Raw genomic sequence first — 24,638 nt, 5'->3', positions numbered from 1 at the left:
CTACTCGCGAGGCGTGGGAGCGGGAGTCTGCAGCGCTACGTCGAGGTGCGAAAGCGCTGCGTCTGAGCTATCGGCTACACATACAAGGTCATCGTGCGGAGTGCGCGAAAAATGCTGCGAGTAGAGCTCCTCGAAAAAGCCGAGCAGCGAATCGTAGAATCCATTGTGATTTACGATGATAACCGGACGCTCGTGATAGGCCAGCTGACGCAGCGTAAGCACTTCAAGAAACTCCTCAAGCGTTCCGAATCCGCCCGGCAGCACCACAAAAGCGTCGGCGCGCAGGTACATGATGCGCTTGCGCTCGCTCATCGTCTCCGTGACGATCAGTTCGTCGGCTGTGTCGCTTGCAACGCCTTCAATAGATTGGAGCTTCTCAGGAATAACGCCCACGACTGAGCTGCCACGATTGCGCACCGTGCGTGCCACCACGCCCATGAGTCCAGACGTGCCGCCCCCGTAGATCAGCGTATGATTCCGTTCAGCGAGTCCGGCACCCAGGGTACGGGCTACCGGGGTAAACCCGCTGTTAATCTGAGAGCTCGACGAGCAGTATACGCAGATGTTGGCCATGGTATGCGGGGGAGACGGCGTAAAGAAAAGAGTGGTAGAGGCAGGCACACGGAGATCAGCGAGCAGACGACCCCGCTATTCGCCGGGTGATGCCCAGGTATTGCGAAGCGGCTCTTCCAGATCCGTCAGGCCGGCACGTCGCCCGATTTCGAGCGCGTGCTCCGGGTCTTCGTCAAGGAGCAGGTGGGCACGTGCCGCAAACAGCGACCCTACGCGGTTGCCGCTGCTGCAATGCATGAGGATGGGGCGGTTACCGGTATCCTCAAGAATGCGACTCAGCGCTTCCGCATTCTCACGAGTCACGTCTTCCTCGCCCGCAACGGGGATGTGCACGTACGTCATGCCAAGCTCCTCAACCAGTGCCTGTTCATCAAAGTCGTCGAACTCCTCATCAGGGCGCAGATTCACAACCGTCTGAAAGCCGAGATCATTTGCGGCACGCAGGTGGGCCTCCGTCGGCTGGCCGCCAATCACAATGTCGTCGAACGGCATGATGCCATCGGGGAGGTCTGAGAGTCCTTCAGGGGGCGACTGGGCCACCTCAGAGGGGGGGAGCGCATCGGTGTCGGAGGGCGCGCCTGATTCGGGGGCAGGCTCTTCGGCTCCGCATCCGGCAAAAAGAAGTGCCAGGGTTACACCCAAGAGGAATACGTAGGAAGGTAACGTACGCATGATGTACGCAGGTTAAGATATAGAACAGAAGTACGCCAACGTCCTATGTTAGCTGAAAGCACAGCGTTCCCTATGCAGGGCCTCGTAAGAGACGCCTACGCAGGGGCCCTGCAGACACGCTTTCCAAAGAAAAGCTTCGAGGTGGAACGGTTAGGGGTACGATGAAAGAGGCATCGCGTGAGCAGCCAGCGACGCACCGTGCTCGGTGCATGCAAAAGCGCCGTTGCGACGCGTAAGCGTGCCGCGCTCACGCATGTATTCGAGTACCGCGTTTGTTTTTCGGGCTGACCACCCGAATCGCTCGTACAGGCGTTCCGAGGCGGCTTCAGGTGTTAGTGGACGGGTCTGTGGGTGGCAGAGGTAGGCTGCCAGCATCTGTTCGGCGAAGCGCGCTGTATTGGTGCGCTGCTGCATCCGTTGGGCAACGAGGCCGCGCTCGGGGGCAAACAGAAGTGCCAGGCCAAATAGCAGACCGGCAACGGTGGCCATAGAGCCCGCAATGGAAGCGTCGAGCCAGGCAGCTGCAGCGTACCCGATAAGTGCATTGGCTACGCCCAGTGCAGCGCTTAGCCCGATCATCACATCGAGCCGATCGGTGAGCAGGTAGGCCGTTGCGGGCGGACCCACCATGAGCGCGACCACGAGAATGGCCCCAACGGCGTCAAACGCACTTACGGCAGTGACTGAGACCATGCCCATCAGCGCGTAGTGCAGTACGCTTGGCATAAAGCCCAGCGCAGCGGCCAGCACCGGGTCGAAGGTCGCCAGCTTCAGTTCTTTGTAGAAGGCAAACAGGAAAGCCGCGTTCAGCAGCAGTACGGTACCCATAACCCAGAGCGCACGGGGCCCCAGATCTGCTCCAAATAGCTCAAGCCGGTTGAACGGAGCAAAAGCCAGTTCGCCAAGAAGCACCGCGTCCAGGTCGAGATGTACGTCGCCAGCGTACCGCGCGATCAGAATAACCCCGATGCTAAAGAGAATCGGAAATACGATCCCGATAGCGGCGTCTTCCCGGACCAGTCCGGTGCGTTCGATACTCTCGACCAGCGCCACCGTCAGCAGACCTGTTAGCGCCGCCCCGACCAACAGCAGCGGCGATCCGAGCGACTCGGTTAAGAAGAAGCCAACGACAATGCCCGGCAAGATCGCGTGGGTAATCGCATCGCTCATCATGGCCATGCGGCGTAGTACCAGAAACGCACCGGGCAGCGCACAGGCTACCGCAGTAACAGCTGCGACCAGTTGCACCTCTACCTGCGGACTCATAGATCTGTTGGGTCTGTAGCTACGTTCTGCGTACGGGCATTTTGGTCAGGGGGATGCGAAGACGTCTCCGCTTGCGAGAATTGGCGTTGCCAGATCCGCCAGAGCACGCCGCGCTGCGGGGCCAGCAGCAGCGACGCGATAACAACAGCACCCATACAGAGCACAATTGTGGGGCCGGTAGGCACGTTGCGCACCGATGCACTGATGAGCGCGCCGGTGACCCCTGTTGCCGCGCCGATGCCCGCAGCAAGAGCGATCATTATACCGAGCCGGTCGGTCCACTGGCGTGCGGCGGCAGCAGGGGCAATGAGCACAGCGCTCATCAGCACTACCCCCACAGTTTGTAGGCCGATTACAATTGCGACAACGAGTAGCGTTGTGAGCAAACCGTTGAGCATGCGCACAGGTAATCCAACGCTTCGCGCAAAGGCGGTGTCGAACGAAAGTAGTTTGAGCTCCTTCCAGAAGAGCAGCATAACGATGAGTGCGGTGCCACCCAGAGCCGCCATCACGTACACATCGTACATCACCAGTGCGGCGGCCTGCCCGAAGAGAAACGCATCCAGTCCAGCCTGAGAGGCGCCGGCGTGGCGCTGTAGATAAGTGAGCAGGACCAGCCCGAGTCCAAAAAACGACGCAAGCATAAGCGCCAGTGCGCTATCATACGGAACGCGCGTATTGCGGGCCGTGCCATCAACAAACAGGGCTGCGCACAGACCGGTGGCTGCTGCGCCAAGCATCAGCACAAGCGGATCCATCCGGCTGGTGAGCAAGAACGCGCCGGCGATACCCGGCAGCGCAGCGTGGGCGACTGCATCCCCAATGAGGCTCTGGCCTCGAAGGACGGCGTAGCTTCCAAGACTGCCCCCCACAATGCCCAACAGTGCTGCGCCGAGTGCAACAGTGCGGAGCGTGTAATCTGAAAAGAGGGCATGCAGCAAGTCCATACCAGACATGGGTATAGGTGAGCGCGAAAGGCGAGACGGCTATGACGAGACGGCTATGCAGGCATGCGACCCGAATATGTCTTCCGGATATTGTCATCCGTAAATACGGTTTCTACCGGACCGTTTGCAATGGCCCGTACATTCAGAAGCAGTACCTGGTCGAAATACTCACGCACGGTGCTCAGGTCATGATGCACGACGAGAACGGTGCGCCCCTGGTCGCGCAGGTGGCGGAGCAGGTCAATGATGGCATGCTCTGTTGTAGCATCCACGCCCTGGAGCGGTTCATCCATAAGGTAGAGGTCGGCTTCTTGCACAAGCGCACGCGCCAGGAACACGCGCTGCTGCTGTCCCCCTGAGAGCTGACTGATCTGGCGATCGGCATAATCGAGCATGCCGACCTGGTCGAGCGCGTTACGGGCTTTTTCCTTCTCAGCGGCGCCCGGACGCCGAAACCACCCAAGCTGGCCATACAGTCCCATCAGAACCACATCGAGCGCGTTTGTCGGGAAGTCCCAGTCTACGCTGCCACGCTGGGGCACATAGCCCACGCGATTGTGGGTGGCGGCATACGCATCCCCTAATACCCGAACGCGCCCCGATGCTACGGGAACGAGGTCGAGCACCGCTTTGAGCAGGGTTGTCTTTCCGGCTCCGTTGGGTCCTACGATGCCGAGAATTGTGCCGCTCGGAACGGTGAGGTCGATGTCCCAGAGCACGGGTTCGTCATGGTACGCCACGGTCAGCCCACGGATGTCAAGAGCCGGTTCAGCATCGGCAGCCATAAGATAAGTCGGGGTTATGGGTAGATGCAGGCAGGAGCAGCGTATGATGCGCATGACACACCAGCATGATGGTACACACGTTAGCGTGTTGCCATGGGCTCGCTGCCTACGACAGACTCTGCACGTTCAGAGAGCCCCGACACGATTGTCTCCATGTTATGGCGCACGGCTCCTTCGTAAGAGCCCGTGGGGGTGCCTGCGTCGCCGAGTGCATCACCGTAGAGGGCATCGCTGATGTTAACGGCAAACCCACGTGCACGAACGGCCTCTTGCACAGCGCGCAGTCCGCGCTCTGAGACAGAGGTTTCAGCAAACAGGGTGGGAATGCGGCGATCGGCCACAAATTGTGCGAGTGCCTGCACATCGGCTGTGCCGGCTTCGCTGGCGGTCGAGATGCCCTGTAGCCCGCGCACGTCGAGGTCGTAAGCGCGCCCCATATAGCGGAACGCATCGTGCGAGGTGATAAGCACGCGCCGTTCTTCTGGAATCTGCGCAATCTGGTCGCGTGCATAGGTGTCGAGTTCATCCAGACGTTCTGCATACTCGGCAGCACGTCGCTGGTACGTGTCTGCGTGGTCGGGGTCGAGATCGGCCAGGCGTTTTCCTACGTGCAGGGCTGCTTTGCGCCAGAGCGAGACATCGAACCACACGTGGGGGTCGTACGAACTGGCGAACTCGGCAGATGGGATGAGCAGGCTATCGGGTACAGCGGCTTCGGCCAGGGCGGTGGTCGCTACGCCTCGCTGACTCATTTCTGGAAAGAGATCGGTCATGCGGCCTTCCAGGTGCAGTCCGTTATATAGCACCCAGTCGGCCTGTGCCATACGCTGGATATCGCCCTCGCTGGCGTTGTACTGGTGGGGGTCGATGCCGGGCCCCATGAGCGTGGTAAGAGCTACCTCATCTCCGCCAATCTCGCGAACCAGGTCGCCAACTACATTTGTGGTAGCCACAACGCGCAGGCGGTCGTCTGCCTCGGTCGCTGAGGAGCAGCCCACGGCGGATATTAGAAGCAGCCCTGTAAGCAACAGGACACCAGATGCAGCAGCATACGTGCGTATCCAATAGGTCATGGCATGGTGACGTGTGTAGAGAAGCGGAGATTCATGCACGATCAGAAATATTTAGCCGCGCCTAAAAGTTCCGAGTCGCAGCAGAGCAGATGAAGAGATGGCTGCTTTGTTGCGCTGTGGTGCAGCTCATGTGCAGCCGCAGTATGATCCGTGCAGAAACTGGTCAGCGTCTCTGCGCAGCGCCGTCTGCGCGGTGGCAAAAAGCCGAAGAGACGTGCGATGCTATGTAATCGATGGTACGGTAATCAGGATCACGAAGCAATGGGTGTTACGAGGCATTGGGTTTCACGAACACCTTGTTGGCTACAGGATGGCCAAGCAGCGTTTCGTTGCCATCGATTTTGATCACCATGAGTCCTTCTACCGGACGGGTTTCAATGACCTTGACGGTTCGTCCGGGTAGCAGTCCACGCTGCTCCAACAGGGAGAGTACCTCAGCATCGTCATCGGCTACGTGGTCGATGGTTACAGCATCCCCTTCGCCTGCGTCGGCGAGGGTACGGGTAGAGAGCACGTCTACGGTACCGTCGCGCGTGGGGATGGGGTGGCCATGCGGGTCGCGTGTCGGATGGCCCAGCATCTCTTCAATGCGATCCTCGAACGTTTCTGAGATATGGTGTTCGAGGCGCTCGGCCTCGTGGTGGATCGTATCCCAGTCGAGCCCCATCACCTCTTTGAAGTAGAGCTCCAGCAGGCGGTGGTGGCGAATCACCTCAAGGGCGATGGCGCGTCCGGGCTCGGTCAGTGTGGCACCGGCATAGGCTTCGTATGATATGAACCCCAGATCGTCGAGCCGGCGCACCATATTGGAGGCGGAGGCAGGAGCCACCTCCATCGCCTCCGCTATTGCCCCCGAGGAGACAGGAGGCCCCCCGGTACCTGTTTCCAGCTTATAGATGGTCTTGAGGTAGTCCTCGATAGAGGGGGTAGGCATGAGATTCAGCAAGCAGTCCGACAAAAGCGGTATGCGAAGAATCATTACGCACCGTACGAACAGAAGTTACGATACCTCTGCCGGGGTATGGCGGGGGAGCGAAGCAGCAGGGCGAGGTTTTTAGGCAGCGTATGAAAACGCTCCGTGCGCTGCGCGCTGTTGGGCAGCATGTCTCATCATCGTTGGGTTCCATCGATGTAGGCAAGCTACAGTTGCTTCAACTGCTTTGCTGGGAGCGGCTCCCGGTCGACGCTCGCCTGCACGGCTTACTTCTCAGATACTACTAATGCAGTGTCACACGTCAATCTTAGAGGGCGTATCCGGTTGATCTACAACCCAAGCCCCCCAACTTTGTCGTTGCGAGCGGCAGCAACGCAATCCCGTGGGTTGCCGTTAGGAAACGGGGCTGCCGTGGTGGAACGCACAAGATTGCCACGTCAGTCGCTTCCGCTTCCTTCTCGCGATGACAATTTCGGACGGTAACATTCAGGGGGGACACACTGGTGCAACGGGTAAAGCGCAGGTAGACGAAGCAGAACCGAGAGCACGACAGCAAGACGACCTGTAGCGTGGGTAATAAGAGAGACTGAACATCATATGAGAAGTTAATATATGCGAAGCCGGGTTCTTTTTCTGAGTGCGAGGGTGTTCTCACCTGGATCGAAAGGCAGCAGTAGCAAATGCTGATTTTATGCGAGAGTGGGGCTTGTCCCTTCGATCAAAAATTGAAATGGGGAGATATCCACCTGTTAAAAATAAAACAGACTTGTACCTTATGCGGCGGGTGGCAGTCCGGTTACATCTTACACGACCGCCCCGTTACAGCCATGAAGAGAGGGCAGACGTCGTGTGAAAGAGCGGCGATTCGGAGATGAACCTTGCCCGAAAGAAAAAGGAAGCGCTTTTTCCGCGTAACATTGCGTGCGAGGCGTTCGTCATAAAGGGCGAAGATAGGATGCGCGCCCTATCGGATGCGCCGCAGTTGCTCCGGAGAGCTGCGTGCGGCGCCACTGAATCTGCCAGGTACGTATAGGCAATTTAGTGGCGGACAGAATACAAATCGATTGTCCGCTAAACAGACATATTTACTTAGTAATGTATAACACACCAAAACCACACGATAAAAAGTTTCTCGTTGGCAACTTCATGAGCAGCTACATGCCGCTCGCCCGTCCTCCAGCGCGAAACCTGGATCGTATTGCACTAACTTCAGGAGAGTTGGCCGGACGCTTGCACAAGCGCACGGCTCGACGGGTATCCCGTGAGAGGGGATACAATCTATTTCGCCTCGTTGGATCGGTCGTTGTGATCACAATAATGGCACTTAGCCTCTATGCGGGCATCACTGCGCCAGATATAGAAGACGAGTCGATGCAAGCAGGAACGCCTGCAGAGATTACGGTACCCTCGGTTGAACGAGGACCGGCTGCATCGACTGCGATTCCTGGACTGTTCCAGTAGGCATATGAGGCGTTCTGTTATCCCTCATGGGTTCGCCTGCAATCGTTTCTTACAACGACAGCAAAAACGGCAGATGTGCTCCGCTACGTTGCGGGGGCATCTGCCGTTTTCTTTGTGGACCTGTAGGTCCTGCAGGAAGAGTAGCAAAGTGAACGTGCACTGCCGACTGAGCGGGCTGTACGTTACGTGCTGGTAGACACATGCTTGTCAGAGCATGCGAGTGCCCTGAAATGGCCCACCAGTCAGCGCCGCGCTTAATTCACCGGGCTCCAGTCCATTCAGGAGGAGCGATTCGATGCCGTCATCGGCGAGCGTACACGCAGTGCGCAGGCGGTGAGCCATGCCGCCGGTTACGTCGGTCCCGTCAGGGGCACGCATTGAACGAGCCATGGTACGGGCCCTCTCGCAAGACAGCGTGCTAATCGTGTTGCCCTGTGCATCATACACGCCGTGGGTATTCCCGCACCAGAGCACGCGGTTGGTGGTGTGCTCGTGCTCACGAAGCGCCGAAATGAGGCTCCGAAAAACAGTTTCAGTCGAGCAGATGGCTATATCCTTGTGCGTATCGAGTGTAATGTCGCCGTATGTGACAGGCAGGGCTCCCATAGAGAGCGCCCGGGCAACAGGGGCTGCATTAAACGAGTTTGGGGTGCCCTTCTCTGATACATAGGCACTCGACGGGGCAAACGTGAATGCCGGGAGCCCGGCCTCGCGGAGGGCCAACACAACGTGGCGGTGCAAATCTGATACTGCATGCTGGATGCGACTGAGCGCTTCTTCAGGCGCAGGATGAGGCCCCTCCGAGTCGAGTCCTGCCTCGTGAGCGGCCACATGCCCAAACGAACCGCTACCGTGTCCGAGCACAAGCCGTCCGCGCCACGCAGGCCAGTGCTGCACTAACTCGCGAGCAAGCCGCGTGAGTACACTGGTGCGCACCGCATAGCGTCCCGTCTTTTCGGTGATGAGGCTTCCTCCCCACTTGACAAAGGTGACAGACGGCATAAGCAGTTAAATATGCGATCAGAAGGGTGGTACTGGAGCAGGTCGCGGCTGGTGTGCATCCTTCAAAGAGCGTAGCGCGCGACGAACGGCTCGTACGGCGACGCAGCGGCGCGTTGACTACAGCGAACGTACCACAGCGAACGCGGTGCTTCACGTAGAAACCATCCGTCTCTGAGGTGCAGATGGCATGCTCTCCTGATGAGCATCAGGTAGAGTCCAACAAGACGTATCTTAAAAGAGCGGTTCGACATCGCTGGTGGGGCCGGGGCCAATACCATCTCGGATGACAAGATGTACAGCGTCGAGCGCGTCGAGGCGTGCTGCTACCTGGGGTTCATCGTCTGCGGGGCAGATGACGTGCACGTTCGCCCCGGCGTCCATCGTCGCGTACGCTGAGAGTCCGTCAGCACGCATATCACGCACGACTTCGAGCACGGCTATGGTTCCGGGCGACCAGTAGTAGATTGGGGGGGTAGATGACATCGTGATAAGGTGCAACTCGATCCCCTCTGTTTCAATGATAGGACCGAGCCGGTCAAAGTCGCGGGCTGCAATGCTTTCGCGACCTGCTTCCATTCGGTCGTCGAGGTGCAACAGGCGCTGCTCGTAAAAGGGACTACTGGGGGCGCGCTGATGCCCTTCACGAGAAGGAACCTTCTTGGGGGTAGTTTCGACGACGGCAATGACGTCGCGCAGGTCCCAGTGGGTGTGCGGCTCAATCTGTTCAGCGGCATGGTTGTCGCCGTGAGGCCACGTTACGTATCCCCCAAACACCGACCGTGCTGCCGATCCGGACCCGCTTCGGCGGGCGAGCACCGAACGTTCTTCTCCGCTGGGATTTGCATCGAGAGCGCGCAGCGTAGCCAGTGTAAGCGCAGCAAACCCCGAAGCCGACGACCCGAGTCCGGCTGCTGCCGGAAAGCTGTTTTGCGTGGCGACTCTAAAGGTGCCAGAGCGCCCGGACCAGGTACGAATCCGATCGAGCTGTGCGCGAACGGGATCGGCAAAAGCGGTGCTGGCGGGCGCGAGCGTACCATCGGGACTCGCTTTGAGAACAGTATCAGGCTCTGTAGCGCCCTTGGTGAACTCTACAGTAGTCCGCGAGGCGCACTTCTGCAGGGTCATCGACAGGGACGGCGCCTGGGGAATAGCCTGATCAATGTCTTTTACCCCCCAGTATTTCACGAAGGCAATGTTAGAGGGGGCTTCAACGGTTGCTTTAGCCATGCACATGTAAGGGATCGATGGAATGTGCGCCCGATACACAGAGGGGCACGTCGAATTCAGAAAAGCTGGACAGGTCGTTCCAGATGTCGGTTTCGGGATCGGGGTGATACGCGATGAGCGACCCGGCACTGGGATCGGTGAGCGCGCCGGCCCCCGATATTTTGGCTGCGCCGCCCCGGGCTTCGATGGCACGGATGTGCGTGCGCACGGCAGGAGGCACGACCCCTATCGCTTCGAGACAGGCCTCGCTCTCGCGAATCGTATCAACAAGATCGGCGGGTGCAACCTCCGAAGCTGAGAGCATATCTCGCAGCGTCCGCGTTGCGGTCTCCATGCGGTTGAGCAAGGCTTCGAACGCGGCCGGGTCGTTTGCGCGCTGTGCCCGCACCGCGTCGACGACCGTACCGGTCGACTCGTTGGGCGAGCCTGTGTGGAAGACGCGCATGTCAGAGAGCACAGGGGCTCGGGCAGCCACCGGATGCCACGTGAGCGTCCCTTCTTCGGATTCGGCCCAAAGCAGTCCTCCTCGCAGAATGGTGGCCGGGTCTACGCCTGAGGGGGTGCCGTGCTGGCGCCGTTCAATGTTCAGTGCCACATCGAAGAGGGCATCGGGGCTCAACGACACATCATGAGCTTTCAGGAAAGCCTGTGCGATGGCGATACCAAGCGCTGCAGAGCTTCCGAACCCGGCCCCAATCGGCTGGTCTGATTTAACCGTGAGCGTAAGCGGATGCGGAGCCGTGTGGGCGCGCCGAGCGGCCTCGCCCAGAGCGATCTTGATCAGATGGGTGGGCTCGTTGCTTCGCAGGCGGGCAAACGTTTCAGCTGTTGGGTTTGCAGCGTACTCCTCCCAGCGGGCTCGTACCGCATCGGTATAGGCCTGGATGGCGGACCACGAGGTCACCTCGCTGTGTCCCCACCCCGAGATGCGCAGTTCCACCCCGCTCTTGGGACGGGGGCGTACCGTTGCATGCATCCACAGGCCCAGCGAGGCGACAAGGGCGGGCCGCTGGTACACGACCGCGTGCTCTCCCATCAAGATTAGCTTTGCAGGAGCGCGTACGGTGGTTGCGTGCATGAGCGCGGCCAGGAAAGAAGACGTGAGCGAGAGCGGATGCGCGGCAGGATACGGTTACGCAGTGTCGGCATGACCGTTGGAGGGCGGCGTGGGCCGCCCCAGTTCGTTATGGGCACTGGCCAGGTGGTGCGAGCTGAGCGCTCCCATCAGAGAGAGCTCGCCAGCAAGGACCGTTGCGCCGAGCAACTCAGCTACCTGCATAGCCGCTGCTCCTGGCTGGTCGGGGTTGAGCGACACCCCCATGAGCGAGAGGGCATCAGACTGCGTCTGCAGGGTGGTACCGCCACCTATGGCGCCAAGGGGCACATCCGGCATGAATATAGAGATATAGACGCCTCCATCGCCACGCGCTTCTATGCAGGTTGTACCGAGAGCCCCTTCCACAACCTGGGCGATGTCTTGTCCGGTAGCAACGAAAAACGCAGCCACCATGTTGGCGTAGTGAGCGTTCATGCCCATAGAGCCCGCAGCAGTGGAGCCCAGCATGTTTTTGCGATACTGCACCTCAACGAGGTCGTCGGCATTGGTCTTGAGGTAGCGTTCCAGCACCTCTTTGTCGAGTTCTACCTCCGCAAAGATTCGCTTTCCGCGCCCCTCCTGCACGTTCACGGCAGAAGGCTTCTTATCCACACAGTAGTTGCCCGAGAGCGACACGAACGACACTCCGGTTTCCGGGACGATCAGGTCTTGGATAACGCGGTTGCATGCCAGGGTGGCCATATTCATGCCCATGGCATCGCCGGTCGCAAAGCGGAACCGCAGAAAGACGGTAGAGCCCATCATGAACGGACGAATGTCTTTCATCTTCAGATAGCGGCTTGTCGCCTCTATCTGAGTACGGATCTCTTCTTCATTCTCTTCAACCCAGGCGACGAACGACTTCGACTCGCGGATGCCTGACGTGCGAAAGACCGGGGCACGTGTCATGCCTACGTCTTCGACACGTACGACGGCACCCCCAGCGGCGCGCAGCGTTGCACAGCCCCGGTTAACGCTGGCGATGAGAGCGCCTTCTGTAGTTGCCAGCGGCACATAGCGGTCGTCGTCAATGTAATCGCCACGTACCGGAACGGGACCCACCGCACCCATGGGCACCTGGGCAACGCCGATCAAGTTCTCGCAATTGCTGTTTGATACGGCTTCCGCGTCAAACGAGTAGTGGGCAAGCCCGCTCGTCGTTGTCCCAGCAGCCTGCTCCAGCGCTTCACGTCGAATGGAGGCCGCCTCGCGTGCAGAGAGGGTTTTGGGAAGCTTGTGAAGTGAAAGCTCACCTGTTGCCAGCGCCTGAACGAGTTCATCGCGCTGTACATCAGCAGGCTTTTCCAGAGGAGTACGCACAGAAGAAGCTGTGCCGTTGGTGGGGCTACCGCTATCCATTGCCCTACAGGTATTTGGATTCAAAGGACTCTCATTACCACGTCTATTCATCAGAGATGTTTACATACCGTCAATAATCAGTGGATCGTACACAAAAGCGAGTGGGGATTAAGTAGCGGCCGACAGATGCGATTACCAGGAGAACGCAGAGGAAGCATACAGGCAGGCAGCAGAAAGATAATGTACCGTACTACAGAAGCATTACTGTACAAGCATTGCTCATAGGTACATGGTAAGTGCATTGTTCAGGAGGGCGCGTGATTTTAGAAGGCGGTCGCGTAACACCCTTGTTATACCTTGTTTGGCGTGTAAACCTTGAGGAGCATGGCTACTCAGCATCGCAGACATCTCTGAAGAGGTTCAAAAGGGGGGCGCAAAAGCGCATGTGTGCTATGCTACCGGTTGGTAGGTTTCGTATTGTAATAGCATAACGCACGTACATGGCATATCCACACAGAGTAGAAGGGGGTAATGGGAAGCTATTGCTACACTTTTGCAGAAGCGTGCTTTCTCGAAGGCAGTAACGAGCACGCATGTATGCGTATGGTGGGCTCATAACGATAGGAGTGCGACAGTCAAGGTGCAAATGGGTAGCGGCGCGGACTTCCACCCGGACGTTCGACTGAGCCGCATGCCGCCGCATGCCTCCGCATGCAAAGCACTGGCAAATAGCGGGTGACAGGTAGATCAGGGTGTGTTTGGTACGGACCGCCACGCGACGCGCCTCGTACCTCAGGATGTTTGTATGGGCACCCGCGCTATTCGGTAACGCCGCAGGTGGCCGGTTCTATCGTTTACATGTTCACTACAGCAATATCCGTGCGTCTGTGGTCCTATAACAACGCGGTCTTAGCAGCGTGTACGCTTGCTTTCTTTGCCACGATGGCAGCGCGCCTCGCAATTAGTCCGGTGGTACCCACGATCAGTTCCGAGTTCGGGGTCTCAAACGGTGCAATCGGGGCAGCACTCACCGGCATGTGGTTAGCCTATGCACTCTCGCAATTTCCGAGTGGGTTATTGGGAGACCGAATTGGGGAACGGGCTGTGATCATAATTGCGATCGTTGGGACGGCCGTGACGAGTGCGCTTCTTGCACTGTCTCCGGGATACGCACTTTTCTTTCTCGGGGCGATCGCACTCGGGATTATGGCAGGATTGCACTACAGCGTTGCCACGTCGCTCCTAACACGTACATTTCGGAAAACCGGGATGGCGATCGGAATCCACTCGGCAGGGGCTCCGCTGGCAGGCATTGTAACCCCTATAGCGGTAGGTAGCATCGGAGCTGTTCTGGGATGGCGATACGCGGTCGCCTTTGGTGCATTCGTTGCCGTGCCTACAGCTATTTTCTTCTATGCATTGGTGCGTCCTACTCCGCCGGCGCGCCCTGATACGGCTATTACTGACCGGCTTAAGATCGGTCCGATCTTTAAGCTATTGGCGCGCCCCCCGATCCTGCTTACTGGATTGCTTGCACTGGTCGGGGCGTTCGTTTGGCAGGCAACCGCTTCGTTCCTCCCTACGTTTCTTGTTGAGTATCACAGCTACTCTGAACCCCAGGCCGGCATCCTCTTCTCAATTTACTTCGTGGTGCAAGGCATCGGACAACCCGGTATCGGACGCCTATCCGATTGGATCGGTCGTTACCCTGCAGCAATTCTGGCTACCCTTGTCGGTGTTGTAAGCTACGCGCTTTTCGTGTGGGCAAGCAGTGCAATATTGCTCACGATGGCTACAATGATGGCCGGTGTTGCCATGAGTTGGGGCGCGGCTCTGTTGCCCAAGTTTATGGACCACCTAAGTGCAGAAGAGCGTGGTGCCGGTTTTGGACTTATCCGGACAAGCTACATGGTGCTGGGGGCTACGGGGAGCGTGGCGACCGGCATGATTGCCGACTTCTTTGGGTGGGGGGCTGCCTTCCTGTTGTTGGCGGTGCTACTTGCCGGGATGTCGGTCGTTATGATACTGGCACTCAGGTACGTACCAAGTATCGGTGTGCGTGCATTTCCTGAATGATCGCGCATGTCTGAAGACACGCATGACTAAAAAAGAGGGCTCAGCTTTTGACCCTGCACAAAATCGAATAATGGAAATTAATCTGGTATCAGAGGTGCCTCATCACTAATTGAGCCAATATCTTACCATTCACATTTTCTTTACTTCGTTGTTGGCCAGCAGGGTTGCCATTCATGCATGCTTTATATTATTGTGATCTCATCCTTTTAGAATCTGTTTTGATATGCCGTTAGAGGCGGCTGAGGGCCAATCGTAGCGACGCGAGCCGGACCATGGCGGCACTCGTCTCGGCCAGGCGCTCGTACTCCTTCGCAAGTCGCCGCCAGCCCCCCAACCAGCCGAGTGTTCGTTCGACAATCCAGCGCTTCGGCTCGACGGAGAAGCCCGGCTCTTCGGAGTCGGATTCGGTGATCTCAAGCCGAAGCCCAAGCGCTTCCTCAAGGTCGTCTTCGAGATCGCCGCGGTAGGCCTTGTCAGCGAAGACCGCTTCAAGACGTTCGCTTCGCTGTTCAGCCCGTTCAATGAGCTTGAAGGCGTGCTGGCTTTCGTGCTCATTGGCGGCGTGAATGCCGACGGCCCACGTCCAGCCCTGCGTGTCCGTGAGTATGTGCCGTTTGCGCCCTTTGACTTTTTTATTGCCGTCAAAGCCGCACAGACCGCCTGAGCGGGTGATCGAAACCGATTGGCAGTCAATAATTACCACGCTGGGCTCGGGTTCGCGCCCGGCTTCTCGCCGTGCGCCTCGCCGGGCTATGCTGAGCAGACGTGCGATTACGCCGCGCTGTTTCCACGTTCGGAAGTAGTAGTACACCGTCTGCCACGGCGCAAATCCACCAGGCAACATTCGCCACTGACATCCCGTTTTGACCACGTAGAAAATCGCATCCAGAATGTCGCGGCGCAGGTCATGTTGGCGGTGGCGCGAGGTATTGAGAACCGCTTTAATGTTGTGCCATTGGGAGTCCGTCAAATCGGAGCTATAGTCTTTGCGCATAGCTTCGGTGTCGCTTTCGGTGAAACGTCTGTTCACCACCGAAAACGAGGCGGACTCCCGTTCGTTTTCACTCGCGACGTGTGAAATCAAAACAGGTTCTTAAGCGTATACCGTTTTGAGTAGTGCGAATGGTATCCTGTTCGTGCAGCTCATGCCGTGATGCCTTGATCGGGGTACATATTGCCTTGACGGTAAAATTTACCTGAGTTGATTGCGTCCGGTTTGAGTCAAGGCAATGTGGTCAAGACGTTGTTGTCTTAACCTGATCACCGCTAAAAGGCTTGCTGCCTACTGTGCAATAAGGTTAAGAGCCTGTTTGATCTCTTAATTTGGGCTGCGAGCGGCTTCAATAGGCTGCAAATTGCCCCCGATATTGGCTCGTAGCCCCGGCTACCAACCTCTGTCGAGGTCCAATTTTCGCCGCATTGCTGCTCGCTCTCGCCTGCAAACTACCCCCAAAAACAGGCTCTAAGTGTGTTGCCTGTCGCCGTGCGTTAGCTGCGGCGAATGCCACAATAGGTATCTGCTCCGCAAAGCACCTTCCCAGCAATAACAATACTACTATGGGTTATTGGAACAATACCTCTTCTCTCCCGGCTGTACCAGTCAGAAGACGTTTCCTGTCGGCGGTCCGACATACGCATTCTCTATTTGCGAGTAGTGCCAACCGTGCTATCCTGTTGGCGATAGCGTGCTTGTTTTTGGTGGCAAGTGCACATGGGCAAGAGCTCAATCACAACGCGCCTGAAAGCGCGCTGAACGAGGGAGTCATTCATATCAAAGTGGATGAGGCGGCCAAGCCGCAGGTTGCGCTCTCTCAGGCTGATGGTGTTGTGCAGATGGGCGTTGCGTCGATCGACCAGCTGAATGCAGCCTACGGGGCCCAGCGAATCGAGCGTATCTTCCGCACTGATCCCCGACACGCAGCGCGCCACGCCAGCTGGGGGCTCGACCGATGGTACCGGGTCTATTTCCGCGAAGGAACGGATATTCGGTCTGCCGTTCGATCGTACCATAGTGATGCAAACGTTGAGCTTTCCGAGTTTTCGCTCCGCAAAGAGCGAACGGCTTCTTTGGTAGAGACAGCAGATCGCGCACAGGCCCTCGGCGAGCGCCTCGTTGCGCCTCCAGAAACGCAAAATGATGAGTTTGTACCCGACGACCCACTATACGGCGACCAGTGGCACTTCAATAATACAGGGCAGACAGGAGGCACGCCCGGGGCCGATATTAGCTTGCCTGCAGCCCATGCCGTGCAAACGGGAAGCTCCGATGTCATCGTTCAGGTAATTGACTCCGGAATAGAGCTTAATCATCCGGATATACAAAATAATCTATGGATCAATCCCTGTGAACAGGAAGATGGCGCTGACACGTGTGGTAACGGGTATGTCGACGATATATATGGTTACAACTTTGCTGATAATACATCGAACCCGGAAATTGTAAATCCGGCGTCCGAGAGCAACTCGCACGGCCTTCACGTTTCGGGCACCATCGCAGCTACTAACAACAATGGCGAAGGCGTTGCCAGCGTCGCAGGCGGCGATGGGAATCCCGGAAGCGGTGTCCGCATCATGACAGGACTTACGTTTGGTAGCAGCGTGAGCGGGTTTGCTGAAGCACTCGTCTACGGGGCTGATAATGGCGCTGTCATATCAAACAACAGCTGGGGATATACAACACCGGGTGTCTTTGAACAGGCCGTGCTCGACGCCATCGACTATTTTATCGCTGAAGCTGGTGGACCTGGAGCGCCGATGAGCGGAGGGCTTGTAGTTGTTGCAGCTGGTAACTCCAATAGTTCAGCCGATTGGTACCCAGGCTTCTATCCGCCGGCTATGGCTGTATCAGCGACCGACCATAACGACGGAAAGTCGTCGTTTTCAAATTTCGGTGACTGGATTGAGATTGCAGGACCCAGTGGCGAAGCCTTCTCGCATCCTGTCATCAGCACGACTCATACGAGCCTTGGAACCGGATACGGAGGAGACGTCTGGGCAGGTACGTCCATGGCCGCGCCGCATGTTGCAGGCGTTGCCGCCCTGATCGCGTCTGAGTTCCCCGGCCAAACCGCACAGCAGGTGCGCACGCGCCTGGTCGGCACGGCCGATGCAACCAATGCCACCCAGCCCATCGGACCGCGCGTCAACGCGTTCCGGGCACTCACTGCCGATGATACACCACCGGCGGCGATCACCGACCTTGTTATCCTCGATCAATCCAACACGATACCCGGAGCGGTCGTCGATTTGCAGTGGACGGCAACGGGCGACGCGGGGAGTGAGGGCACAGCGGCCTCATATGATCTCCGGTTTAGCACCGATGGCCCCATTGAAACAGAAGACGATTTTGCCGCCGCCACTCCAGTCCAGAATCTCCCCACGCCACAAGAAGCAGGGACTGTAGAGACATTCTCGGCAGAGGGGCTTCCGTTTGATGCGGAGGTGTACTTTTCGATCAAAGCAATTGACGTGCTGGGGAGCGCCTCAGATCTGTCCAACTCCCCGAGCGCAACTACGGGCCCTGGACCGGTGATCGGCGTTACGCCCGACAATGTAGAAGCGGTTGTTGACCGCGGCACGACAGAAGAACGCACCCTTACAGTGAGCAACGACGGCGAGGGCGTGCTTGAGTACAGCGTATTTGCTGCTATAGATGGCGGAGACGTTGCCCCAAGAATGGTAGCAGCGCCCTCTGACAGCCGTCCGGCCGTATCCCCAGTCGCACGCGCCGAAGTTGCGCGTCTCAACCAGGGCGCGTCTCTGGGCACAAGATCTCCGGTGCCGTTTTTGGCCAGCGACTTTGTTTACCAGCTCGATAAAGGAACGAGCGAGAATTCAATTGGCATTGAAAGCGGAGGGGACATCATGTGGATGAATGCCTTCCAGGTCCTTGAAGGAGCTGAGACGATCACGTCGATCGCGTCAGCATGGGGAGTTAGTGAAGGCGAAGGCGTCTCCGAAGGCCGTCCGGCCGAATTCCTGATCTACGACGACCCTACAAACAATGGAGACCCCAGCGACGCTGTGCTGCTTGCACGGGTCGATACCGAAACACAACTGCCGCATACCGACGAACTTACAGTAGAAGCTATCACGCCAACGTCAGTGAGCGGCGTCTTCTTCATTGCAGCGCTCTACGAAGGCGGAGCCGAGGACTTCCCGGCCCCTATCGACGAGGCGAATCCGCAAGGAGCATCTTGGGTCGTGGGTAACGTTACGCCGAACACCTTTGACGCTGAAAACCTTACCGCAAACGAGATTCCACCCGCTAATCTAATCGACGTCGGGCTCCCAGGAAACTGGCTACTGCGTGCTGACGGAACAGACAACATTGTGGCGTTCAGTCCAAGTGAGGGGCTGGTAGGATCCGGCGAGAGCGAAGACGTAACAGTTACGATCAACGCAGAAGAGATCCCGCCCGGGCAGTATGAGGGCGTAATTCGTTTTGTGAACAACGACCCGGAAAATAGTCCGCTCGACGTTCCCTACGATATTACAGTAGACGGTGGCCCGCCACAGATTGTAGTTGCTCCTCGACTGCTCGAATACGAACCGCAGATCGTTGGTGCGTCGTCCTCGCTGTCATTTACCGTATTGAACGAAGGGGGCGAGCCGCTTGTCGTGGATAATGTAACGTCCGATTCTGAGGACTTTGCGCCGCTGTCGACAAGTGTCGACTCACTGGGCTTCGGAGAGAGTGCAACCATTGCTGTCGCGTTCTCGCCAACCACGACGGGCGTTCGGGTTGGAACGATTGCTATTGAAAGCAACGCGGCGAACCAGTCTGTTATCGAGATTGCGGTTGTCGGTGAAGGATTGCCGGCCCCCGAGATTGCTGCTGATCCTGAATCGTTCGATGTCACCGTTCCAATTGGGTCTACCGTTGAAGATACATTGCGCATCAGCAACGTAGGAGCCGGAGACCTCGACTTCCAGGTCGAAATTGGTACGGGAACATCCGGGGTTAGCCCGTCTGAAGTGGCGTTTCCTTTTAAAGGAGAGCGTGCTGCATTGGCCGGCGAATCCGTTCAGGTAGAGCGCCCGATTGGGAGCCATACAGGTGATGCCTCGGCGTTTCCCGCTCCCACGCAAGCCAGCGATTTTGTCTACCAGCTCGATGATGGCTCAACAGAGAACGCAGTCGGGGCTGGTGGGGGCGATATCGCCTGGCTGAACGCCTTCCAGGTTGTAAATGGCATCACCGAGATTACAGAGATTGCCTCCGTGTTTGGGTCGACTGGAGCTGAAGAAAGTCTTCCAGAGGGAGTAACCGTCGAGTTCTTACTCTATGACGATCCAACAAACAACGGAGACCCCAGCGACGCGGTCTTACTGCAGCGCGTCGAGGCGACCAGTGAGAACCCGGATACAGACCAGTTTCAGGTAGTCTCGTTCGAGCCGACAACGGTTGAAGGCTCATTCTTTGTAGGGGTAGTGTATCGCGATTACGAAGACGGACAATTCCCTGCCCCACTTGACGAAAGCAGCCCATCCCAGGGAGCGTCGTGGATTGTTGCAGGGGGCGACGTGAACGTGGAAGATCTGTCTGATAATGAGTTGGGACCCGGAGTTATTGATAGCTTCGGAATACCTGGCAACTGGCTCTTACGGGCCGATGGCGTAGCGGGGCAAGTTACGCCACTGCCTCCTGAGGCTGTTACGGTAACGCCTTCTGATGGAAATGTGGCTCCTGGCGAAGAGCAAGAGCTGATCATCACGTTCAGTGGCGAAAACGTGCCGGCCGGAGAGTATGGCGGCAACATACGCATCCTCAATAATGACCCGCTAAACTCGCCCTTTGAGATCCCGGTTAGCCTGCTGGTTGATGCCGGGCCCCCTTCGATTACGCTGACGCCCGACCCGCTCGCCTTTGACGATGTCGTACTGGGAAGTGCGCGTACACTGACGTTTGAAGTCGGTAACGAAGGAGAAGGGAGCAACGATGAGGACGACGAGAACGGAACCGAAAGCGCGAATCCGCTCTTCGTCGAGGCCATTACCTCCGACAGCGCAGACTTTGAGGTTCTTACAACGTCGATCCCCTTCGTCGTTCGTGATGGCGAAACGGTGGAAGTCACGGTGCAGTTTGCGCCGACAGCAATCGGCTCGCGCACCGGCTCGCTGACCATAGAGAGTAACGACCTGGATAGCCCGGCAACGCTTGCTCTTGAAGGCGAAGCGCTTGAGACACCGCAGCTTGAACTGAGCCCGGAGGTTGTATCAAGCACGCAGCAGCCCAACGAGCAGGTCAACGTTCCTCTCACGCTTGCGAACAACGGTATGCCCGGCAGTACGCTGGAGTACAGCTTCCCGGCCTTTGCGGCCCAGGAGCTGCTGAACCGGCCAGGGGTGCAGCGTAACAATACGTCGAGTATTGCACCGAACCGCGACTTCGAGAAAGGACAAGAAGACCCCCATGCAGGCGAAGGACATCCGGTCTTGCTTGGTGCAGGAGGGCCCGACGAATTTGGCTACCTCTGGATTGACAGCAATGAGCCCGGCGGACCCGCCTTTCAGTGGTTTGACATCACGGAGCTCGGCGATGAGATCCAACTGAGCGATGACTTCGGTCCAGCACCATCTGTCGAGGTTGATCTCCCATTCGAGTTCGTCTTCTACGGCGAACTGAAAGAGAGCGTACGTGTCGATAACAACGGGTTCTTGTTCTTCGATGGGCCTGCAGGAAACTACTTCATCAACCAGGAAATCCCCAACCCAGCGCCTCCCAATGGAATTGTAGCGCCGTACTGGGATGACCTCAATCCGAGTGCGGGAGGCACCGTCCACACGTATCACGACAGCGAAAACGACCGCTTCGTCGTACAGTACACGGACGTGCCTGATTTCTTCGGCCTCGGCACTTACACGTTCCAGATTTTTCTGCAGCGTAACGGAGCAATTCGCTTCCAGTATCTTGACATGGGCGTGTTTGCCCTGGCTGGTTTCGGAACGGTTGGCATTGAAAGCCCGGACGGGACCGACGGAGTGCAGATTGCTTTCAATACCGAGTACATTGAAAACAATCTTGCCGTTGAGATTGCACCGCCCAGCTTCATCACTGCTGTTGAGCCGGCTTTTGGATCACTGTTGCAAGGGGAAAGTGAAACGGTTCAGGTCACATTCGACTCTGAAGGACTGGGTCCATTCGTGTACGAGGATGAGATTGGCCTCTCAACCAATGCCCCGCGTACTTCATTTGGATTCGTACCTGCAGTGCTCTCAGTGGTTGGCGAGAACGGTCCGACGATTGCGAATGCACCGGCCGACCAGCAATTTACGCTCGGAGGCAGTGCGCCGTTTGAAATAGATGTGGCTGACGTCTTCGATAATCCGCTCGCGGATGAGGAAGAGCTCACCGTCGAGGTGGAGGTTGCGGACGCGCGTGTGGTAGAGGCCACGCTGAGCGAGACAAACCTGCTCACGGTTACGCCGCTCAGCGCCGGTGCGTCGACGGTCTCTATTACAGCAGCAAACTCAGATGGAGAAGCCCGGGCTACGTTCCTGGCTACAGTCGGTCAGCTCGCTGTAAACGTAGAGCGTGACTTCGGCGGTCAGGCTGCCGATGCAACCAACTATCGCCTCGTTGCCTTGCCAGGCGTTATAAGCTTGCCAATGAATGACGTTGTCGCAGGCGAGGCAGGCCTGGACTGGCAGGCCTTCCGGGACGAGGGCGACGGCTCACTGGTCCAGTTCGATGGATCAGAGACCTTCAACTTTGAGGCAGGACGCGGCTTCTGGCTTACCGGACAGCAGGCGTGGCAGTACGCAGGAGAGCATGCAGCTGTAGAGCTTGATCGCCCCGATCGCCGCGTTGCTATTCCGCTCGAAGAGGGGTGGAATATCATCTCAAACCCCATGAGCGTTGACCTTGACCTGGTCGATGACATCGAAGGGCTCAATGGAACGAATCTACAACCGTTCTGGGCATACAATGGGGCATTCGGCGAGCCGGATAGCACCTTCGCTTCTGCCCTTGGCGGAGAAGCGTACTACTTCCTGAACGACGCCGGCCTGGACGAATTGGTCTTGCAGCCGGCTGAAGATCTGCCCGTACCTCCAGCCGCTACAGCAGCACAGGAGGGTCCAGCTACTGATCCGCTTCTGCGTATCGCGGCCCATCTGTCAGGGTACCCCGACGTGTTCTCTGCCGTGCGTGTGGGCGTGACTGAAGCCAATGCTGTTGCTTCACCGCTTGTCGGGCCGCCCAGTAGCCTTGAAGTGGTAAGTCTTCGCATCAACTCGGATGATGCATCCCTGATGCGTGAACAACGCATGCTTATGGGCGACGGAGAAACGTTCGACCTTGACCTGCGCACTCAGCTTGATGAGGCGGTGACGCTGCATATAAGCGATCTTGACGCGCTGAACGGACAAGCGGCAGCCCTGCTGCATCCCGAAGCAGGTACGACATACGACCTCAGTCTGGAGCAGACGGTCACGATAGAGCCCACAGGCGATATGACCACGCTTCAGGTAGCAATCGGTACGCAAGCCTACGTAGACGGTGAGGTAGCACAGGTGCTGCCTGTTGAAGTTACGATGCTGGCCTATCCCAATCCTGTGCAAGATCAAGCCACTGTACGCTACACGCTCAAGGAAGCTGAAGATGTACGCCTTGAGGTGTACGACATACTTGGTCGACGCGTAGCAACGCTTGCTGAAGGTCAGCAAGAAGCCGGCGTGCATGAGGTGCAGTTCAATGCCAATGGCTTAGCCAGCGGCGTGTACTTCGGACGCCTGCGTGTTGGAGGCCAGACCCTGACGCAGAAAATCACGGTTGTGCGATAGCACACGTTGCTGCCTCGCCCCTGTTGGAAGACGACCCAACGGGGGCGGTAGGCACGCAATATATACCGTATCATCCGTTTCTCATCGCACCGACTCAACGCCTATCGTCATGAACAGTAAACCCGATATGAACCCTTTTATTGCTTCTGAACATAGCCTGAAGGCGTCTCCAACGCAGGCAGCCATGCGGGGTAGCCTGATCACCGGACTGCTTCTGCTGTTCCTGCTTATTGGCAGCACTGGATGCTCAGATTCCCCTGTAGACGGCAATCCCAACCCCGAACCGATTCCAGTGCCAGAGGTGGATGCACCTGCTGCTCCATCGGCTCTTACGGCTGACTCGCGCAACGCTCAGGTCGCTTTGAGCTGGGACGCCGTTGAAGGGGCAGAAGCGTATTTCGTATATCGAGGCACAAGCCCGCTCGACGCCTTGCCCGACTCACCGCTATCTGACCGTGTTTCGGGCCCGTCCTTTACCGACAACGGCGTATCAAATGGCACAACGTACTACTACCGTGTTACAGCCGTTGCAGGAGCAAGCGCAGAAAGCGGCCCCTCCGAAGAAGCTGCCGTTACTCCATTTGCAGCGCCTCCCGGAACGCCTGGTGACTAAGCACAGCGCGCTGTTCCATGGCAAGTTATCCGACGTCACGCAGCCCGCTAAGATTTTTTAGACGCTGCATAAGACATGGCCTTCTGCTTCCGACCGGAGGCAGAAGGCCATGTTTTGTTTAAGCGGTGTAGGTGTGCGAGGAGATTTTTGTATCTGGTAATAGCACCTGCCCCAGGCACTCGCAGCACGTTTTAAGGAACGTAATTTGCCCGGTCAGGATACCACCTGTGTTATATACCAATAGCATTCCCGTCGCCAGGCATGTGGAAGCGTTACCGTTCCGTCCTCCAATTTCTATTCAAAGGACTTGCCATCTATGGGATATGGTACGTCGTATACGATCTCTACCTGCTTCCTGATGGGCGCCTGGATGAGTGGCTCTCGGTCAATGTGGCACACGTAAGTGCTGCAATCATAAGCGGGATTGGATACGAGGCCGTTGCCGACTACCGTTCGGTGCTGATGGCCGGCGTGCCCGGTGTGAAAATTATCAACGGTTGCAACGGACTCACTACGATCGGGCTCTTCATTGGCTTTGTGATCGCGTTTCCGGGCTCATGGAAGCACCGTGCCTGGTTCATCCCAGCAGGTATCCTGGCGATCTACATGGCTAATGTTTTCCGTGTCATCGTTATGCTTGGGCTGCAACTCTACTGGCCTGCAGCGTTCGACCCCATGCACTCATTCGGGATGACAACCTTCTTCTACGTCGTGGTATTTGGGCTGTGGATGGCCTGGGCTCATCTGAATGAGGATAACGCATCGACCCCTGAGCAGCAAGACACCTCTACCCCTTCTGCCCAAGCCCCCGCGCTCTCGTCGTAGGT

General features: G+C 57.5%; 17 protein-coding genes. 5 read left to right on the top strand and 12 right to left on the bottom strand.

The window, feature by feature from the left end; translation table 11 throughout:
- The 7 genes from ACZ48V_RS01570 to ACZ48V_RS01540 all read right to left on the bottom strand — a co-directional run bounded on the left by ACZ48V_RS01570 (position 1) and on the right by ACZ48V_RS01540 (position 6,250).
- Positions 1–621 (bottom strand): LOG family protein, encoded by a 621-nt coding sequence (locus tag ACZ48V_RS01570; protein ID WP_464540962.1) that lies wholly within the window; start codon positions 619–621, stop codon positions 1–3.
- 27 nt (positions 622–648) lie between these two features.
- Positions 649–1,245: a protein tyrosine phosphatase family protein gene (locus tag ACZ48V_RS01565; protein ID WP_464540960.1), complete on the bottom strand. Its 597-nt coding sequence runs from the start codon at positions 1,243–1,245 to the stop codon at positions 649–651.
- A 150-nt stretch (positions 1,246–1,395) separates the two neighbouring features.
- Positions 1,396–2,511 (bottom strand): metal ABC transporter permease, encoded by a 1,116-nt coding sequence (locus tag ACZ48V_RS01560; RefSeq protein WP_464540958.1) that lies wholly within the window; start codon positions 2,509–2,511, stop codon positions 1,396–1,398.
- Positions 2,508–3,467 (bottom strand): metal ABC transporter permease, encoded by a 960-nt coding sequence (locus tag ACZ48V_RS01555; RefSeq protein ID WP_464540956.1) that lies wholly within the window; start codon positions 3,465–3,467, stop codon positions 2,508–2,510. Before ACZ48V_RS01555 ends, ACZ48V_RS01560 begins: the two co-directional genes overlap by 4 nt.
- 44 nt (positions 3,468–3,511) lie before the next feature.
- Positions 3,512–4,243 (bottom strand): metal ABC transporter ATP-binding protein, encoded by a 732-nt coding sequence (locus ACZ48V_RS01550; RefSeq protein ID WP_464540954.1) that lies wholly within the window; start codon positions 4,241–4,243, stop codon positions 3,512–3,514.
- A gap of 80 nt (positions 4,244–4,323) precedes the next feature.
- Positions 4,324–5,316: a metal ABC transporter solute-binding protein, Zn/Mn family gene (locus ACZ48V_RS01545; protein ID WP_464540952.1), complete on the bottom strand. Its 993-nt coding sequence runs from the start codon at positions 5,314–5,316 to the stop codon at positions 4,324–4,326.
- A 268-nt stretch (positions 5,317–5,584) separates the two neighbouring features.
- Entirely contained in the window at positions 5,585–6,250 is a 666-nt protein-coding gene (locus ACZ48V_RS01540) for a metal-dependent transcriptional regulator (protein ID WP_464540950.1), read from the bottom strand.
- A gap of 1,158 nt (positions 6,251–7,408) precedes the next feature.
- On the opposite strand from ACZ48V_RS01540, the gene ACZ48V_RS01535 reads away from it, so the two are divergent.
- The gene (locus ACZ48V_RS01535) at positions 7,409–7,711 is read left to right on the top strand and encodes a hypothetical protein (RefSeq protein ID WP_464540948.1); all 303 of its coding nucleotides are present in this window, start codon (positions 7,409–7,411) and stop codon (positions 7,709–7,711) included.
- A 207-nt stretch (positions 7,712–7,918) separates the two neighbouring features.
- Here the strand turns inward: ACZ48V_RS01535 and ACZ48V_RS01530 are convergent, their stop codons facing one another.
- From ACZ48V_RS01530 to hmgA, 4 genes are all read right to left on the bottom strand, one after another.
- On the bottom strand, positions 7,919–8,713 hold the full coding sequence (locus ACZ48V_RS01530; protein ID WP_464540946.1) for an isopentenyl phosphate kinase: 795 nt from the start codon (positions 8,711–8,713) through the stop codon (positions 7,919–7,921).
- Between the two features lie 231 nt (positions 8,714–8,944).
- Positions 8,945–9,940, bottom strand: coding sequence for a diphosphomevalonate decarboxylase (mvaD, locus tag ACZ48V_RS01525; RefSeq protein WP_464540944.1), 996 nt, complete (start codon positions 9,938–9,940; stop codon positions 8,945–8,947).
- On the bottom strand, positions 9,933–11,018 hold the full coding sequence (locus ACZ48V_RS01520) for a mevalonate kinase family protein (protein WP_464540942.1): 1,086 nt from the start codon (positions 11,016–11,018) through the stop codon (positions 9,933–9,935). The genes mvaD and ACZ48V_RS01520 overlap by 8 nt, the downstream gene beginning before the upstream one ends.
- Before the next feature lie 54 nt (positions 11,019–11,072).
- Entirely contained in the window at positions 11,073–12,356 is a 1,284-nt protein-coding gene (gene hmgA, locus ACZ48V_RS01515) for a hydroxymethylglutaryl-CoA reductase (NADPH) (RefSeq protein WP_464540940.1), read from the bottom strand.
- 858 nt (positions 12,357–13,214) lie between these two features.
- Between hmgA and ACZ48V_RS01510 the strand changes: the two genes are divergently transcribed.
- Positions 13,215–14,411 carry an MFS transporter gene (locus ACZ48V_RS01510; RefSeq protein WP_464540938.1) on the top strand — a complete coding sequence of 399 codons (1,197 nt, stop codon included), beginning with the start codon at positions 13,215–13,217 and terminating at the stop codon, positions 14,409–14,411.
- A gap of 229 nt (positions 14,412–14,640) precedes the next feature.
- On the opposite strand, the gene ACZ48V_RS01505 is transcribed toward ACZ48V_RS01510, so the two are convergent.
- Positions 14,641–15,495 carry an IS5 family transposase gene (locus ACZ48V_RS01505; RefSeq protein ID WP_464538143.1) on the bottom strand — a complete coding sequence of 285 codons (855 nt, stop codon included), beginning with the start codon at positions 15,493–15,495 and terminating at the stop codon, positions 14,641–14,643.
- Positions 15,496–16,109: 614 nt separating this feature from the next.
- Between ACZ48V_RS01505 and ACZ48V_RS01500 the strand changes: the two genes are divergently transcribed.
- The 3 genes from ACZ48V_RS01500 (at position 16,110) to xrtX (ending at position 24,636) form a co-directional block, all read left to right on the top strand.
- Positions 16,110–23,198, top strand: a complete 7,089-nt coding sequence (locus ACZ48V_RS01500; protein ID WP_464540936.1) for a S8 family serine peptidase — start codon at positions 16,110–16,112, stop codon at positions 23,196–23,198.
- A gap of 109 nt (positions 23,199–23,307) precedes the next feature.
- A complete protein-coding gene (locus ACZ48V_RS01495) occupies positions 23,308–23,811 on the top strand; it encodes a hypothetical protein (protein ID WP_464540934.1) in 504 nt (167 codons plus the stop codon).
- A 261-nt stretch (positions 23,812–24,072) separates the two neighbouring features.
- Positions 24,073–24,636 carry an exosortase X gene (xrtX, locus tag ACZ48V_RS01490; protein WP_464540932.1) on the top strand — a complete coding sequence of 188 codons (564 nt, stop codon included), beginning with the start codon at positions 24,073–24,075 and terminating at the stop codon, positions 24,634–24,636.
- The last annotated feature ends 2 nt before the right edge of the window (positions 24,637–24,638 follow it).

The organism is Longimonas haloalkaliphila, assembly GCF_055379825.1.
Note: the sequence above shows the minus strand (reverse complement) of the source record. Positions and strands in the feature narration are given on the sequence as shown.

Coding starts and splice junctions, on each gene's coding strand:
- mvaD (WP_464540944.1), bottom strand. CDS start 9,940: ATGGCTAAAGCAACCGTTGAAGCCCCCTCTAACATTGCCTTCGTGAAA.
- ACZ48V_RS01520 (WP_464540942.1), bottom strand. CDS start 11,018: ATGCACGCAACCACCGTACGCGCTCCTGCAAAGCTAATCTTGATGGGA.
- ACZ48V_RS01540 (WP_464540950.1), bottom strand. CDS start 6,250: ATGCCTACCCCCTCTATCGAGGACTACCTCAAGACCATCTATAAGCTG.
- xrtX (WP_464540932.1), top strand. CDS start 24,073: ATGTGGAAGCGTTACCGTTCCGTCCTCCAATTTCTATTCAAAGGACTT.
- ACZ48V_RS01530 (WP_464540946.1), bottom strand. CDS start 8,713: ATGCCGTCTGTCACCTTTGTCAAGTGGGGAGGAAGCCTCATCACCGAA.
- ACZ48V_RS01555 (WP_464540956.1), bottom strand. CDS start 3,467: ATGTCTGGTATGGACTTGCTGCATGCCCTCTTTTCAGATTACACGCTC.
- ACZ48V_RS01535 (WP_464540948.1), top strand. CDS start 7,409: ATGCCGCTCGCCCGTCCTCCAGCGCGAAACCTGGATCGTATTGCACTA.
- ACZ48V_RS01565 (WP_464540960.1), bottom strand. CDS start 1,245: ATGCGTACGTTACCTTCCTACGTATTCCTCTTGGGTGTAACCCTGGCA.
- ACZ48V_RS01550 (WP_464540954.1), bottom strand. CDS start 4,243: ATGGCTGCCGATGCTGAACCGGCTCTTGACATCCGTGGGCTGACCGTG.
- ACZ48V_RS01560 (WP_464540958.1), bottom strand. CDS start 2,511: ATGAGTCCGCAGGTAGAGGTGCAACTGGTCGCAGCTGTTACTGCGGTA.
- ACZ48V_RS01495 (WP_464540934.1), top strand. CDS start 23,308: ATGAACAGTAAACCCGATATGAACCCTTTTATTGCTTCTGAACATAGC.
- ACZ48V_RS01545 (WP_464540952.1), bottom strand. CDS start 5,316: ATGACCTATTGGATACGCACGTATGCTGCTGCATCTGGTGTCCTGTTG.